This is a genomic window from Pseudoalteromonas qingdaonensis, from assembly GCF_038739665.1.
Lineage (GTDB): Bacteria > Pseudomonadota > Gammaproteobacteria > Enterobacterales > Alteromonadaceae > Pseudoalteromonas > Pseudoalteromonas qingdaonensis.
Map to the genome: position 1 here is coordinate 1 of NZ_JBCGCU010000019.1, position 15888 is coordinate 15888.

12 protein-coding genes are annotated in these 15888 nt (G+C 45.8%); 5 read left to right on the top strand and 7 right to left on the bottom strand.

Going from position 1 to position 15888, the window contains the following annotated elements; genetic code table 11:
• Positions 1-668 (bottom strand): IS30 family transposase (locus tag WCN91_RS13645; protein ID WP_342675822.1); only part of this gene is annotated, 668 nt, incomplete at its 3' end.
• Between the two features lie 504 nt (positions 669-1172).
• The gene (locus tag WCN91_RS13650; RefSeq protein ID WP_342679934.1) at positions 1173-1748 is read right to left on the bottom strand and encodes a lipid-binding SYLF domain-containing protein; all 576 of its coding nucleotides are present in this window, start codon (positions 1746-1748) and stop codon (positions 1173-1175) included.
• 86 nt (positions 1749-1834) lie between these two features.
• On the opposite strand from WCN91_RS13650, the gene WCN91_RS13655 reads away from it, so the two are divergent.
• Complete coding sequence (locus WCN91_RS13655) at positions 1835-3046, top strand: tyrosine-type recombinase/integrase (protein ID WP_342679935.1); 1212 nt, start codon at positions 1835-1837, stop codon at positions 3044-3046.
• A 9-nt stretch (positions 3047-3055) separates the two neighbouring features.
• Entirely contained in the window at positions 3056-4258 is a 1203-nt protein-coding gene (locus WCN91_RS13660; protein ID WP_342679936.1) for a cation:proton antiporter, read from the top strand.
• On the opposite strand, the gene ydiJ is transcribed toward WCN91_RS13660, so the two are convergent.
• The gene (ydiJ, locus tag WCN91_RS13665; RefSeq protein ID WP_342679937.1) at positions 4255-7296 is read right to left on the bottom strand and encodes a D-2-hydroxyglutarate dehydrogenase YdiJ; all 3042 of its coding nucleotides are present in this window, start codon (positions 7294-7296) and stop codon (positions 4255-4257) included. The two genes, WCN91_RS13660 and ydiJ, sit on opposite strands and share 4 nt — an antisense overlap.
• Before the next feature lie 367 nt (positions 7297-7663).
• On the opposite strand from ydiJ, the gene WCN91_RS13670 reads away from it, so the two are divergent.
• Positions 7664-7876 carry a PGPGW domain-containing protein gene (locus WCN91_RS13670; protein ID WP_105201339.1) on the top strand — a complete coding sequence of 71 codons (213 nt, stop codon included), beginning with the start codon at positions 7664-7666 and terminating at the stop codon, positions 7874-7876.
• A 47-nt stretch (positions 7877-7923) separates the two neighbouring features.
• Here WCN91_RS13670 and ppsA read toward each other — a convergent pair whose 3' ends face one another.
• Complete coding sequence (ppsA, locus tag WCN91_RS13675) at positions 7924-10302, bottom strand: phosphoenolpyruvate synthase (RefSeq protein ID WP_342679938.1); 2379 nt, start codon at positions 10300-10302, stop codon at positions 7924-7926.
• A 147-nt stretch (positions 10303-10449) separates the two neighbouring features.
• Here ppsA and ppsR point away from each other — a divergent pair, with 147 nt between their 5' ends.
• The gene (ppsR, locus tag WCN91_RS13680) at positions 10450-11259 is read left to right on the top strand and encodes a posphoenolpyruvate synthetase regulatory kinase/phosphorylase PpsR (RefSeq protein ID WP_342679939.1); all 810 of its coding nucleotides are present in this window, start codon (positions 10450-10452) and stop codon (positions 11257-11259) included.
• 51 nt (positions 11260-11310) lie between these two features.
• Here the strand turns inward: ppsR and WCN91_RS13685 are convergent, their stop codons facing one another.
• Positions 11311-12660, bottom strand: coding sequence for a class II 3-deoxy-7-phosphoheptulonate synthase (locus tag WCN91_RS13685; protein WP_342679940.1), 1350 nt, complete (start codon positions 12658-12660; stop codon positions 11311-11313).
• A gap of 181 nt (positions 12661-12841) precedes the next feature.
• Positions 12842-13303: a low molecular weight protein-tyrosine-phosphatase gene (locus WCN91_RS13690; protein ID WP_342679941.1), complete on the bottom strand. Its 462-nt coding sequence runs from the start codon at positions 13301-13303 to the stop codon at positions 12842-12844.
• A gap of 193 nt (positions 13304-13496) precedes the next feature.
• Here WCN91_RS13690 and WCN91_RS13695 point away from each other — a divergent pair, with 193 nt between their 5' ends.
• The gene (locus WCN91_RS13695) at positions 13497-14369 is read left to right on the top strand and encodes a DNA replication terminus site-binding protein (protein WP_342679942.1); all 873 of its coding nucleotides are present in this window, start codon (positions 13497-13499) and stop codon (positions 14367-14369) included.
• A gap of 89 nt (positions 14370-14458) precedes the next feature.
• On the opposite strand, the gene WCN91_RS13700 is transcribed toward WCN91_RS13695, so the two are convergent.
• Positions 14459-15673, bottom strand: coding sequence for a replication protein A (locus tag WCN91_RS13700; protein WP_105213958.1), 1215 nt, complete (start codon positions 15671-15673; stop codon positions 14459-14461).
• Positions 15674-15888 lie beyond the last annotated feature (215 nt).

The following is a 15888-nucleotide window of genomic DNA, read 5'->3' on the forward strand; positions in this document are numbered from 1 at the left end:
GTATGAACGTGACGGCGATAACGCCACAGCATGCCGACCATAGCTCGGCTCACATCAGCCGCGCACTTTGCTGGTACTTTACGTATCAGATACAGCTTACTTTTGCGCTCAACCAGGCTGACTATGGCTCCTGTCCCTTGCTTACCGAGAACGGTATCGACTTCCCAGTCCCCAAACCGCTTTTTCCTGTCGACGATGGCCGGGCGGTGCTCAATCCCTACGCGGTTAGGGATGATGACGCGTTTTTCTCGGCTACCTTTTCGGTAACGGCGGTGACCTTGGCGTAAGTGCCTAAACAACTTGCCGCCGTTCAATTTATCCCGTTGCACATAGCCGTAAATCCACGTGTGACTCACTAACAGTCCAATAACTCGACCCACGCCTGCAATTTGCTCGGGACTCCACTTTTGTTCTAACCCGAACTCAACAAACGTGATGGTCTGTTTAGATAGACACGACTTTGCAGCTTGAACACGCCTTTTAAATGCCTTAGCTTGCGCGACTTCGGGAAGATAGTGATTGTCCCGGATCCTATTTCGTCTGACTTCTCGGCTAATAGTGCTATGGCTGACTTTCAGGCGTTTGCCTATTTCACGATAACTAAAGCCCTCGCGTAAGTAGGCTTCGATCTGGTATCTTTGTCCTTCGATCAACTGCTTGTAACTCATGGTAAATACTTCTGTTTGTTTGGCGACGATAGAGTACCACCAACAGGCAGTTGATCTCTTCTCACCGTTTAACCATGAGTGGTGCACTTATTATCTGAATTCGGGGGCATTAAAAAAAGTTAAAAAATAGTCTAACTCAAGCAAAAACCGAAAATGCATTTTTCAAAATTACCGTAAAAGAGTTCCGCTTCAAAAACTCATTAAACAAAGTCAAAAATGACACTAAAAGCCAGGGGTATATTGGTGGAAGTCCCAATTTATCTAGCCTCGAAGTTTACAAAAACCTCATTTTGTAATTCGTTGATCACAAAATGAGCCTAGCGGCTATCTGTGTGCACGATAGCCCATAAATTTAATTATGTTAAATTAAGATTAAGTTAATGAATCAAGGTAATGTATCTAAACGCGGGGCTGTGCGCGCCGATAAAAAGCTAGGAATTGGCATGAAAAATGGCCTATCCATTTCTAAATAGGCCATTTTCTAAACTGAATTGGATTAAGTGCTTAGTTTAGCTCATTATCCACCCAGAACTTGGTGCCTTTTAATACAGCTTGTAAGGCTAAACCTGTTTCGGTTAGGGAGTAAACGGTTACATCATCAACTATGGCTTCGGCGGTAACAGCACCACCATTGCTTTTATGTTTGGCTGCGGCATCGGCATTACCGCCAAAGGCCCAACCATGATCGATAAATCGGTTTAATGCTGCTTCGGTATGGAACACCATCACCACATTAAAATCTTTAACGCCCAAACCTAGGCCTAAACCGGCCTCGCCCATATTCATATAGGTCCATTTTCCGGTACGGTTATTTTTAGCCACGCCATAACCACCGCCGAAACTGGCAAAGACCACGTTTACATTGGCATTATCGAATACCGCATAACCGGCGCTGGTGGCAATTTGGTTTTGCACATCGGGTTTGCGCACATACAAGGTTTTCAATGTTTCACTGCGCATGCTTTGCACCATCTCTCTTTTTGCTTGCGGACTGGCATTACTGGAGGTGGCGCAACCGTTTAGGGTGAGCACAGCAACGGCAAGTAACATGATGTGAATATATAAAGCTCTACTTTTCATGGTATACCCCTTATTTAATGTCCAATACTAGACAGTATCGGACTTTGTGGTAAGCTAAGACTATAAATTTTTTAGTTATTTATCTTATGCTTACCCCTTTAGTTGATACGTTCAAGCAATTGCGCTATCAAATCGCTCATCTCGAAGATGGCACCTTGAACAGCGAATATCCTGAACTAGCTTTATTTATAGACCAACAAAGCTTAAACCTTGCTGAAATTTCAAAAGATTTATCATTTATTTACCAATACTTGTATGTCTATGGCCGTAAATCCGATGCCACTTTTACCCGCTTTCGCAATGAAATAGAACGTTTTGCCCTTTGGTCCTGGTTGATAAAAGGTGCTTCTGTGATGGCGCTAAAACGCGAAGATATTGAGCACTACATAGATTTTGTTGTTGAACCGAGCCGTGACTGGTGTTCGGACTCGGTGCAGTGGCGCTTTAAACAAAAACTGGGTCAGCGTATTGCAAATCCAAAATGGCGCCCTTTTATGGCTAAGGAAACCAAGCCGAGCCAGCAAACACTCAATTCAACTTTTACGGCGCTTAATGTGTTTTATAAGTTTGCCATTTTAGAGGAGCGCTCATTTACAAATTTTGTTCCCGTGGTTAAAAAGAACTGCCCTTACCTGGTTGTTCAATCTCAAATAAATCAACCAGATACATTAAGTGACTTGCAATGGGAATATGTATTGCGGGTGACCGAAGAGCGCTGCGAAGAAGACCCGCAACTTGAACGCAATCTTTTTGCCCTGGCCTGTTTAAAGGGTTTGTATTTACGTATCTCTGAATTATCGGAGCGACCGAACTGGTCACCCGTGATGTCGCACTTTTGGCAAGATGCCGATGCGTTTTGGTTTTTACGGGTGATGGGCAAGGGCAACAAGTTACGGGATGTGACTTTAAGCGAAAGTTTTATTGCTTACTTAAAACGTTATCGTTTATATCGAGGCCTAAGTGCCCTGCCTCGAGTTGATGAGCCCTACCCGCTTATTCATAAATTGCGCGGTAAAGGCGGCATGACGGTTAGACAAATTCGTCGTTTAGTACAACAAAGTTTCGACTTGGCTACAGCCGCACTTCATCACGACGGTTTTACCGAGGAAGCAGAAAAACTAATGGCGGCAACCGCGCATTGGCTGCGCCATACAGGTGCCACCCATGATGCGCAAACCCGGCCGTTAAAACATTTATCTGAAGATTTGGGTCATGCTAAGTTAGCAACCACAGATCAAATCTATATTCAGACTAATATAAAAGAACGAGCTAAGTCGGGCGTTAAACGTAAGCTTTAAGGACAAGCAATGGAATATTACATCGCAATCTTGTTGGCGCTGGCATTTTTTATCTACTCCATTTCATTTCGCCAGTTGGCGCGAGCTGAGCTTACCGGCCCCATGTATTTTGTCTTAACCGGCATGGTGGTCGCGGCTATTTTTGTGGCGGAATTTAAAATCAATCAGCCTTTAGATCAACTCTTGCCTTTGGTGGAGCTGACCTTGGCGGTGGTGTTATTTTCCGATGCGGCAAAAACGCGGCTGGCCATTTTAAAACGTGAATTTAAATATCCCCTGGTGCTTTTATTTGTTGCCCTACCGCTGACATTTTTTGCCACTGTGCTCACCGGCTATGTCTTGTTCCCGGAAATGGGGTTATTGGCGCTGGCGCTGCTGGCCATAATTTTAACGCCAACGGATGCGGCTTTGAGCAAAGGTATTTTAGAAGCCAAGGCGGTGCCGCTAAATATTCGTGAAGCCATTAATGTTGAAAGTGGTTTGAATGATGGCTTATGTGTTCCCATATTCTTGTTTTTATTTTTGTCTTGGCAATTAGGCAGTTGGCAAGACCCGATGAAAATGCTTGAGTTTATGGGTCGCGAAGTGGGCATTGCTCTGGTGGTTGCTGTGGTGATCACCTGGGTTGCAACTCGTCTTATTCAGTACAGTGCAAGTCGCCACTTTTTCGAAAAAACTTCGAGCCCGTTTTTAATTTTGTCTTTAGCCATTGTGAATTACGCTGTGGCACAGGGTGTGGGTGGCAGCGGTTTTGTTGCCGCCTTTATTGCCGGTTTGTTGTTTGATCATCTGTACCGACCCAGTAAAGATATGCGGCTGATTGAGCAGAGCGAGCATATAGCCGAGTTCTTTTCATATTTAATTTGGTGCTTGTTCGGTGCCTACAGTTATTGGCAATTGCTAAGCATAGATTTGAGTTGGGAGAAGGTGATCTTTGCGCTTATTGCCGCCACCTTGGTGCGGGTTATTCCCGTGCTGTTTAGCCTGATGTTATTTAATGGCTTAAATTTCAAGGAAAAATTTACCCTAGCCTGGTTTGGACCGCGCGGCCTGGCGTCCATAGTTTTTACCCTGATGGTGTTGGACTCCGCCGATGGCTCGCTCAGTGAATTAGCAACGCTGACCATATTGACCAGCGTTTTTATTCACGGCATTACCACCCGACCCATTGCTAACTCCTTTAACAAAAAAAGTCGGGCTAAAAAAGTTTAGTGCAAAATCTTGGCCAGCACCTCAATTGGGTGCTGTGGCTTAAATTGAGCAAAACGTTTTACCTGGCTGCGGCATGAAAAACCCGTGGCCAACAACTGAGCGGGCGCTGTGCTTTCAACCTTGTCCTTCCAACTAAGATCATATAAAGCTCTGCTGTTTTCCTGGTTTTGCAGTTCGTGGCCATAGGTGCCCGCCATACCACAACAGCCGGTGGCCTGGGGTTCAAGTTGTAATCCCAAGGCAGAGAAAATACTTTGCCACACCTTGGCGCTGTGCGGTAGAGCTGTGGTTTCACTGCAGTGACTTAGTAACACATAGCTTGTTTGTGGCTCAAAAACCTGTTGTTTAAAGGTCTGCTCGCCAAGCCATTCATGGGCCAGCAAAACATTGAAGTCCCCTCTTTGCTCGCCCAAAACTGTGTTGTATTCATCGCGATAACACAAAACTAGGGAGGCATCGAGGCCGACCATGGGAATGTCCAACTCGCTGACTTTTTCTAAAAATGCAGCACTGTTTTTAGCGGTGCGGGCAAATTTGTCTAAGAAGCCTTTAACATGTTGCGGCTTGCCATTGGGTTTAAAGGGCAAGATGATCGGCTTTTTGCCAAGCGCCTGAATCACCTTGGCAAAGCTCTCAACTAATTCTGCTTCATAAAAACTGGTGAAGGGATCTTGTACTATCAGTACATAGTCTAGGCGTTGTTCTTCGCTCAATCGCTCAAGTTTATTCAAATCGAATTTTTCTAAAGTCGCGGTGCGCTGCGCAAGGTTTGGATGGCTTGGGGTCGGTGTATCTACATAACCCAAAGTCTTTTTAATGGCCCATTGTACAGGGGATGATTTAACCACAGGGTTGGTAATGGCCGAGAACTTGGCCAACAGTGGCGCGGTCTGTTCTATGCCGGCAACCAAGTAATCTTTCAACGGGCGGTTGTACTGGCTGTAGTAAAAATTCAGAAAGCGGGCGCGGAATGTCGGCACATCCACCTTAATTGGGCAGGCTGTGGTACAAGCTTTACAGGCCAAACACTCATCCATGGACTCTTTCACTTCGTGTGAAAAATCATACTGGCCCCTGCGTTTATTCTGGGTATTAAGGAAGCGCTCCCACCAGGTCGGGCCATCTTTTTTGCTGATCACCTTTTCTTCTTCAAGTAGATCAACGCCCTGCTCGGCTTGTAATCGCAGCCATTCACGCATTAATCCGGCGCGGCCTTTTGGCGAGTAACGGCGATCGCCGGTGGCCTTGTATGAAGGACACATGGGCGAGCTCACATCATAGTTAAAGCACAGGCCGTTACCATTACAGTTCATGCTGTTGGCAAAACTATCCCTTACCTGGACATCAATTTGACGGTCGAACCAGCCGCGCTTTTTATCATCAACGCTGACCAAGCTGTCGTTACTTTCAAGGGGTGTACAGATCTTGCCTGGGTTGAGCTTGTTGTTTGGATCGAAGGCCGATTTAATGCGGCGCAATTCCTGAAACAGCTCGTCGCCGAAAAACTCCGGGCCGTATTCACTGCGATAACCTTTACCGTGTTCACCCCACATCAGGCCGCCGTACTTGGCGGTCAATGCCACCACCTGATCGGAAATCTGGCGCAGGGTTTTTTCCTGCTCTGGGTCACACATATCCAGCGCCGGGCGCACATGTAATACACCAGCGTCGACATGGCCAAACATGCCATAGTCAAGTTGGTGAGCATCCAATAACTCACGGAATTCATTGATAAAGTCGGCAAGGTTTTCTGGCGGTACTGCGGTGTCTTCGGCAAAAGCGATGGGCTTTTTCGCACCCTTGGTATTACCAAGCAAGCCAACGGATTTTTTGCGCATGGCATAGATTTTTTGAATATCGGCCACATTATTGGTGAGCTGATAGCCAATTACCCCGGCTTCTTTATTGGCTATGAGGTTATCAAGCTTGGCACACAGGGCGTCAATCTTGTCTTTCATATCCCCTTCTTGCTCGGCATTAAACTCAACCATGTTTAAGCCTTGCATTTCTTGCCCGGGTACATCGGTAATTAAGTCCGATACTGAGTGCCACACTATGTCTTCGCGGGCCAAGTTTAATACCTTGCTATCAACGGTTTCTACCGAGGTAGCCTCGGCTGCCACCAAAAATGGTGAATTACGCAAGGCAGAGTCGAAACTGTCGTATTTAATATTGATCAGGGTTTTAAATTTGGCAATCGGTGTAATATTGAGCTTGGCCTCGGTCACTATGGCCAAAGAGCCTTCGGAGCCGGTTAGTACGCGGCCAATATCAAACTCGGTCATGGTCTCATTAAAGACATGCTCTAAGTCATAACCGGTTAAAAAGCGATTCAGTCGTGGGAATTTTTCTAAAATTAAATCGCGCTTAGTGCTGGCCACATCCAATACAGTTTTGTAAACCTTGCCAACTGCGGTGTCTTGCTCGGCAATCAATTTGGCTTTATCTAAACTTACACCTTGGGTATTGAGCTCGCTGCCATCGGCAAGAAAGGCCTTGAGTGCCAAGGTGTGATCGGACGTTTTACCATAAACCAGACTGCCCTGACCTGAGGCATCGGTATTGATCATTCCGCCGACTGTGGCCCGGTTACTAGTGGATAAGTCAGGTGCAAAAAAGTAGCCATAGGGGCGCAAAAAGTCGTTCAGCTGGTCTTTGATCACCCCTGCTTGAACCCGCACCCAGCCTTCTTGTTCGTTAATTTCCAGAATTTCGCGCATATAGCGGGAAAGATCGATAACAATACCCGGTGTTAACGACTGGCCATTGGTGCCGGTACCGCCACCGCGTGGGCCAAAGGTTAAAGACAGAAAAGGGTCGCGTGAAGCTATGTTAAGTGCCAGTTGCACATCTTTATCGGTTTTTGGAAATACCACGCCCTGAGGAATAGTTTGATACACACTGTTGTCGGTGGCCGCTAATAGCCGGGTGCCATAGCTGGCATCGACATCGCCACTAAAGCCTTCAGCTTTGATTGTTTTTAGGTAATGTAATACCAGTTCAGAACTGACTTGCTCAACACTTAACTTTGCTATCATGGCCTTAAAACCTCAGGAACAAACGGCGCCATTATAGCATGCTGAGCCCGCTTAGAAATTGAAGAATATACAGATTGTTACAATTTGAAATCACTTTGTAGCCGCCAATACGCTATGGTCAGTTAAGAGTAACCATACCAATTCTGTTAAGTATGTGATCAGAGATAGCGCTGGATAAATGATGTGGTAATAAGACGGAATTTTTCGTATGTAGTTATTCTACATAGGCGAGCAAGACCGAAGCAATGCTTCGCAGCTTAGCGAGGTGAGCGCATGGATGCGCGATGTAACCAAGCTTCATGGATGAATTTAACCGCAAAAATAAACAGATTAGCTATTTAAATGAATTGGTATTATTAGGTGATGTATGAAAAAGTGGTTAATGAATGCTGCAGCGGCACTGTGTTTTTTACTGGGGTTGATATTTGCCGTGGTGCCCGGGCCCTCGGTGATCTTCTTTTTAATCGGGTTGACCTTACTGGCCGTGCACTACCCTCTTGCCCGTAAATATGTGCGGGTTTGCCAAACTACCCTAACGCGAGGGTGTCGATTGCTCGACAGCAAATTGGCGAAAAAATAAAAGGGCGAAGATTTCGCCCTTTTTCTTTACTTATTTAGCAACCGAACTTAGTTCGATTTAAGCTTGTCAGCCAGGTATAACCAGGTTTCCAATACCGTATCTGGGTTCAATGAAACAGAATCGATACCTTCTTTTACTAACCAGGCAGCAAAGTCTTCATGATCCGAAGGACCTTGACCGCAGATACCTACGTACTTACCTTTTGCTTTGGCTGTTTTAATAGCCATAGACAATAGCTTTTTGATCGCTGGGTTACGCTCGTCGAACAGGTGAGCGATAAGACCCGAGTCACGGTCAAGACCAAGAGTAAGCTGAGTTAAATCGTTTGAACCGATTGAGAAACCATCGAAGTACTCAAGGAATTCATCGGCAAGTAGCGCGTTTGAAGGCAGCTCACACATCATGATCACTTTCAAACCATTTTCGCCACGCTTAAGGCCTTGCTCTTCAAGAAGTTCAATAACCTGTTTACCTTCTTCAAGGGTACGTACGAACGGGATCATGATCTCAACATTGCTCATGTCCATGTCGTTGCGAACACGCTTGATGGCTTCACACTCAAGGGCGAAGCACTCGCGGAAGTCTTCACTGATATAACGTGAAGCACCACGGAAACCTATCATAGGGTTTTCTTCTTCCGGCTCGTATTGCTGACCACCAACCAGGTTGGCATATTCATTCGATTTGAAGTCAGACATACGTACGATCACACGCTCTGGAGCGAACGCACAACCTAGCGTGGCGATACCTTCAACCAGCTTGGTGATGTAGAACTCACGCGGCGACTCGTAACCGGCGATGATCTCTTTAATTTCTGCCTGAAGTTCAGGAGATTGAGCATCAAAGTTAAGAAGCGCTTTAGGGTGAACACCTATCATACGGTTGATAATGAACTCAAGACGAGCCAGACCAACACCGGCGTGCGGTAAACGCGCGAAATCGAAAGCACGATCTGGGTTACCCACGTTCATCATGATCTTAAGTGGTAAGTCAGGCATTTCATCAATGCGTGAAGTCAGTACTTCATACTCAAGCTGACCTTCATAGATGTAACCTGTGTCACCTTCGGCACAAGAAACGGTTACTTCCTGGTTCGCTTTAATAAGGTCGGTGGCGTTACCACAACCTACTACCGCAGGAATACCTAGCTCACGGGCGATGATGGCCGCGTGACAAGTACGACCGCCACGGTTAGTAACGATAGCTGCAGCGCGCTTCATGATAGGTTCCCAATCCGGGTCAGTCATGTCGGTTACCAGGATATCGCCGTGTTGTACCTTGTCCATCTCGTCGATAGAGTTAAGTACACGTACCACGCCAGTTCCGATTTTGTGACCGATAGCACGGCCTTCGGCAACAACGCTTGATATTTGCTTAAGCTGGAAACGTTCCATCACGTTCGTATCTTCGTTTGAACGTACGGTTTCTGGACGAGCCTGAACGATATAAAGTTTGCCGTCGTTACCGTCTTTTGCCCACTCGATGTCCATTGGACGACCGTAGTGCTTTTCGATGATAACCGCTTGCTTAGCAAGGTCCATTACTTCTTCACCTGTGATAGAGAAGGTATTGGCTTGCTCAGGCGCTACGTCAACAATTTCAACCTGCTTGCCGTGTTCCTGGTCTTGTGAGTAAACCATTTGAATGGCTTTAGAACCGATATTACGACGAACAACGGCTGGTTTACCTTTGGCTAGCGTACCCTTGTGGACATAGAATTCATCCGGGTTTACCGCACCTTGTACAACCATTTCACCAAGACCGAAGCTTGATGTTACAAATACTACGTCTTCGAAACCTGACTCGGTGTCGATGCTGAACATTACGCCTGAAGAGGCCATGTCAGAGCGAACCATGCGCTGGATACCGGCAGAAAGTGCTACACCTTTATGGTCGTAACCCTGGTGTACACGGTAAGAGATGGCGCGGTCATTAAATAAAGAAGCAAAAACGTGTTTGATAGCAACCATTACGGCATCGATGCCGCGCACGTTTAAGAAGGTTTCTTGTTGTCCGGCGAATGATGCGTCTGGCATGTCTTCGGCGGTGGCAGAGGAACGTACTGCAAAGGAGACGTCGTGTGCTGGGTCAGCGTGTAGTTGGCCGTAGGCCTCGCGGATAGCCTGGTCCAATGAATCCTGGAATGGCGTGTCGATGATCCACTGACGGATTTCACCGCCAACTTTGGCCAATTCATTGACATCTTCAACGTCTAGTTTGTCTAACACGTCGTAGATGCGAGCATTCAGTCCAGATTGCTCAAGAAACTCGTTAAATGCGTATGATGTCGTTGCAAAACCACCCGGTACTTGTACACCGGCGTTGGCTAGGTTTGAAATCATTTCACCGAGAGAGGCGTTTTTGCCTCCAACTCTCGGCACATCTTGCATACCAAGCTCTTGATACCAGAGAACGTATTCTTGCACGGAACTTTCTCCAAAAAACAAATTGTAAGTTTGGTCATTAAAACAATGACCTTTTAAATGAGGCGCTAACATTCTACACTGGCAAACACTGATGCGTAAACCGTAGCCTTACGGTTTATCAGATTATTAGATAAAAAAAGGACGCTTATGCGCAACGCATTTTATATTTCTGACGGCACCGCAATTACCGCTGAGGTCTTTGGTAATGCGACTTTGTCCCTCTTTCCCATGGAATTTGAACACACCACCATTCCCTTTGTTGAAACCAGGGAAAAAGCCTTAGAAGTAAAGGCGCAAATTGAGCAGGCAGCGGCCAAAAGCAATGAAAAACCCATTGTTTTCTTCACTTTTGTGAATCCAGAACTCAGCGAAATCATCCTCGCGAGTAATGCCGTGTGCTATGACTTTATCAGCACCTTCAGCAGTCAATTGCAAAACGAATTGGGTGTTGAACCCGTACCTAAGGTGCATCGTACTCACAGTATTCACGAGCAAAGTTACGACTTTCGTATCGCCGCGGTCAACTATGCGCTGGCCAATGATGATGGTGCCAATATTAAGGATTATCAGCAGGCGGATGTGATCTTGGTGGGCGTGAGCCGCAGCGGTAAAACCCCAACTAGCCTGTATTTGGCCCTGCAATATGGCATTAAGGCGGCCAACTATCCTTTAACGCCGGATGATCTGGACTCAGGCGAGTTGCCAAAATCTTTACAGCCATACAAAAACAAATTGTTTGGTTTAACCATTTCACCCGAACGCCTTGCGGCTATACGTAATGAGCGCATGGCCAATTCAAGATATGCATCTTTGCGCCAGTGTCGTATCGAAATCCGTGAAGTGGAAATGCTGTATAAGCGTTTTCGTATCCCCTACTATAATTCCACGCATCATTCGGTGGAGGAAATGTCAGCCAAGATTATGGCTGAGACCGGATTGCAGCGCAGAAAATATTAAAAACTATTGAATAAAAAAAGCGCCCCAGGGCGCTTTTTCTTTTTACTGGTCTTATTTGCGGGCGTCTTTTAGTAAGTCTGCAACTAAGAAGCCGAGCTCAAGTACCTGATCGGCATTCAGACGCGGGTCACACTGGGTGCGGTAACGCTGGGCCAAATCGTCATCCGACAGGCCATAAGCGCCGCCTGTGCATTCGGTCACGTGCTGGCCGGTCATTTCTAAATGTACACCGCCGGCGTGTGAGCCTTCTGCCTTATGGACGGCGAAGAACTGGCTGATCTCACGAAGGATATTGTCGAAGCTACGAGTTTTATAACCCGAGCTGGCTTTTTCGGTATTGCCGTGCATAGGGTCAGAACTCCAGATCACCTTACGCCCTTCTTGCTGTACGCGACGTACCAGAGCCGGCAGTTTTTCCGGCAGCACATCGGCGCCCATGCGGGTGATCAGCGTCAAACGCCCTGGAATATTGTCTGGGTTTACCGCATCAATCAGTTCAATCAGTTCATCCGGGCTCATGCCTGGACCAACCTTAACACCGATAGGGTTTTTAATGCCACGGAAGAATTCGATATGCGCATGATCAAGCTGGCGTGTACGCTCGCCAATCCACACAAAGTGCGCAGAGCAATCGTACCAGTCACCAGATAGGTGGTCACGGCGTGTGAGTGCCTGCTCGTAACCCAGTAACAATGCCTCGTGAGACGTATACAAAGACGTTTCGGTTAACGACGGGGCATTGGTGGAATTAATGCCACAGACTTCCATAAACTCGAGGGCGTCCTGAATGCGATCGGCAACCTCTTGATACTTATCCTTTAAGGGGTTGGCGGCAACGAAACTCATATTCCAACGGTTTACCTGGTGTAAATCCGCAAGACCACCTTGAGCAAATGCACGCAGCAGGTTAAGCGTTGACGCACTGTGGTGATAAGCCTTCATCAGGCGTTGCGGATCGGGAACACGGGCCTGCTCGGTGAATTCGTAACTGTTAATAATGTCGCCGCGATATGAAGGCAGGCTGACGCCGTCAATAGTTTCAAGGTCGCTCGAACGTGGCTTGGCAAACTGCCCCGCCATACGGGCGATTTTTACTACCGGGCATTTACCGCCATAAGTTAATACCACCGCCATTTGCAGCAGGGTTTTAAAGGTATCGCGGATATTTGCGGCGCTAAAGTCAGCAAAGGATTCGGCGCAATCGCCACCTTGCAATAAAAAGGCCCGGCCTTCGCACACATCTTCAAGTTGCTTAAATAGGCTGCGCGTTTCTTCGGCAAACACCAAAGGGGGGGCACTGTTTAGCTCATTTTCAACGTTTGCTAAAACGCCTTGATCCGGGTATGTGGGTTGCTGGACTATGGGGAAATCCCTCCAGCTATTTGGACTCCAAGGTTTCACTTTACAATTTTCCTCATTCCTAATTGTACCTCACTCACGAAAGTACCCAATGGCAGGCGCTAGCGCAAGGGTAAAAGGGGCAGATGGGGGAAATAAAGTATCCTACTTTTGTCGCGGTGGACCTTTATGTAAGTTGAACACATCATACTTATTGCAGGAGGTCGGCAACCTCAGCAACGTTTTATCTGTTATTTAATAGGATAAACAGGGAATCAATGGCTGTCTCGCACATGGCGATCACAGCGTCGAAACCTGCTTGGCCGCCGTAATATGGATCAGGAACCTGGGTTAATTCATGGTCGGGGTGGTAATCGAGCAGACGCTTGATCATGGCTGTTGCATCCTCGGGTTGCATGGCCAGCACATCTCGGTAATTTTGCTCGTCCATGGTGAGAATTAAATCTTGTTCATAGAAATCATCTTGGCTAAGTCGTTGTGCGGTTAGCCGTGATAGATCATATCCGTGTCGTGCGCCATGTGTAATTGCCCGCTCATCCGGATGCTCACCCACATGATAGCCAGAAGTACCAGAGCTGCTAAATTCGATATAGGTTAAGCCCTGCTCTATTGCTCGTTTTATAGCAATGGCATGGGCTGTTGGCGAGCGGCAAATATTACCTAAACAGACGAACATGATCTTCATAGCTTTTTTATCCTGTTTTTATTTACTTACTTAATTTTAGTAACAGTTCGATTGGAGTAATGCAACAATGAACACATCATACTTATTTTAGGAAAATATCAATCTCAGCATTTTTGTTATTTTCAATTTATTGAATAACAGAGGAGTTACAAGCTAAACTAGCAAGATATTGTATGATGTGTTCTTTATTACTATGAGCAGTATAAAACTACAGCTTCGCAGCATTTACGATCTGACGCAGGAATATCTGCAGGATTTTACTCAGTTACTGGCACAAACCCAGTATCGCCAGGCGAGCTATTTCCAATTGCCCTTGCCAACACCTGAACAGGAGCGAAATCCTTTGGCCGCAATTTCAGTGCAAGGCCATAGAGGTGATGCAGCGCTGGCACAAATTAAAAATAGCTTTTTAGATTTTCATAAAGATGGTGAACTCAGCGGAAAATTAGCTAAACGTCACCCGGGCATAATCTTATTACCGCGAGCTTCTTTCGCTACTTTTGAGCCTTATCTTTTAAAAATAAACGAGCTTAAAACCGAGTTTAAGCAAAAGGTGCTGACCCTGGATAATAATGACGCCCGTTTTGATGCGGTTCACAGTGCCGTGCCGGGGTTAATGACACTGGCATTTTATCGCCATATCCATTTTGAAGCTCACTCTCCCTACTCGGTGCGTTTTACCTGGATGCAAAAACATTCCACCAAATCCCTTACCCGTAAGTTAGCACTTACTATGTTAGAGCGAAGCAGTGCTTATTCAAATCCACGCATGATAGATCAGCAGCAGTGGCTAATATTAGTCGAGCAGGAAAAACGTAAGGTTGCGAGTTTGGCTGAAAACGAAAAGTTACGTATTCGTCGGCCTATAAGGGTTACGCCGGAAGTAAATGTACGCTTTGCCGATAACCGCCGCTATCATGTTAGCGGTGCTTTGCCCTTTATCGTGTTTGACGACAATCCGGATATAAAACTTGGGGAACTCAAAGATTATCAACCTAAGGAAGATCCGCGAAAACGTGACTATGAATACCTGGTTGAGCGACTCTACTTAGCTAAAAGTGAGTAAGTGCTTACAACTTTTTATTTCCCCGTATTTATTATGTTAAAAAGCCCACATCTGTGGGCTTTTCTATTGAGAGCTTGCGTACACAAGGATTACTTTTCGACTATTTCTTCTAGTCTTTCTTCATCTATGATCTCTGCATTTTCGACTATGCGTTTGCCACCTTGAATTTCGATACGTTTGTTTTGCTTATTCAAAGTAAGAATTTCTTCGCAAAACTCATCAGATGGATGCATTTCGTAAACATAATCGATAATTTTCCCGGTTGAGTCCTCTTTCACATTGGAAATGCTGTAATCGGAAATGGCGCCCTTATCGATCAGGTCTTTCATGGTTGTAGTCATATCACGGCGCAGGGCTTTTAATTTATTGTCGGTGATCTTGTCATCGGCATAGATTGAGCCATATTTTTCCATAATAGACAGCAGACGGAAATGATACGTCTTACCCGGTGCTGCGTAGCGCCACAAGTGATACAGGCGTAACATCATCCATCGCGATAATCCGCGTTTCAGTTCTTGCGCGCGGTTAAAGTAATAACCTTTATATTCCAGGTTATCTATCATGTTGTGAACAAAGGCGTTTAAACAGGCCACACATTTTACATTGCCGCCCTGCCCTTTCTTACCACTGAAATGTAATGAGGATAAGAAGTTCATATTCGACTCATAAAATGAATCATCGATATTTGAATTTTTGGTATCGGTCGCCGTGTACTTAAAGGACAACTTGGAGCCTTGCAGGGCTTCCAATGATTCTTTAATTTGCGGGTATGGCATCGACTGACCCACAGCCTTGAGCTCTTGGGCCAATTCATTCATCGAAAAGATAACCGCGTATTGGATACCCGACTTAAAGTTGATTTTGACAATCTTGCCTTTGGACGCCAAACGAATTAAGGCACGCTCAACTTTTTCTTCTCTGTCAGATGGCCATACCAGGCATTCAACTTCTTCGCCTTCTTGACGAGTACTGACCACCGCCGGAGTAATTTTAATTTCCCCCTCATACAGTATGCCATCTACTTTTTCCGAAATTCGGCGAGTAATAATGGTTTTCTTTGGTGCATCTTCTAGCGGCAATTTTTTATGACCTGAACGGACGAAGCGCCCCCAAAGATCATAATGGTTGAAGGTATTAGAGTAGGCTCTTAATCCATGTACAGAACTTTCGATTGAAATACGCACATCTTTATTGTCGGTGAACAATGCCAGATTTTCGTTATCCGTTGCACTTTCAACGCCATTGATCTGGCCTCGCAAAGAGTCTGGTAAGTTTTCTACCGAGATATTAACCTTGCGGTTCATTGTTATTTTCCATTGCTATCGATGCCAAAGGTAATATCAACACATAATACGAAAAAAGTTAATCATCTATGTTAGTAAAAAACTGATCCGAGTTCGAGTTTCATGGTTTGGATCACTTTTTTACTAACCTTAGGCGATTAAACGTTCAGTTTGATACTTTTGGGATCAGATTTTTATTAACTCATGGGTTAGAGATCATATTTTTACCAAGTAGG

What these genes read in the sequence shown, in the direction of transcription:
- WCN91_RS13695 (WP_342679942.1), top strand. Translation starts at nt 13,497, where the DNA reads ATGAGCAGTATAAAACTACAGCTTCGCAGCATTTACGATCTGACGCAG.
- WCN91_RS13655 (WP_342679935.1), top strand. Translation starts at nt 1,835, where the DNA reads ATGCTTACCCCTTTAGTTGATACGTTCAAGCAATTGCGCTATCAAATC.
- WCN91_RS13670 (WP_105201339.1), top strand. Translation starts at nt 7,664, where the DNA reads ATGAAAAAGTGGTTAATGAATGCTGCAGCGGCACTGTGTTTTTTACTG.
- WCN91_RS13660 (WP_342679936.1), top strand. Translation starts at nt 3,056, where the DNA reads ATGGAATATTACATCGCAATCTTGTTGGCGCTGGCATTTTTTATCTAC.
- WCN91_RS13690 (WP_342679941.1), bottom strand. Translation starts at nt 13,303, where the DNA reads ATGAAGATCATGTTCGTCTGTTTAGGTAATATTTGCCGCTCGCCAACA.
- WCN91_RS13700 (WP_105213958.1), bottom strand. Translation starts at nt 15,673, where the DNA reads ATGAACCGCAAGGTTAATATCTCGGTAGAAAACTTACCAGACTCTTTG.
- ydiJ (WP_342679937.1), bottom strand. Translation starts at nt 7,296, where the DNA reads ATGATAGCAAAGTTAAGTGTTGAGCAAGTCAGTTCTGAACTGGTATTA.
- WCN91_RS13650 (WP_342679934.1), bottom strand. Translation starts at nt 1,748, where the DNA reads ATGAAAAGTAGAGCTTTATATATTCACATCATGTTACTTGCCGTTGCT.
- ppsR (WP_342679939.1), top strand. Translation starts at nt 10,450, where the DNA reads ATGCGCAACGCATTTTATATTTCTGACGGCACCGCAATTACCGCTGAG.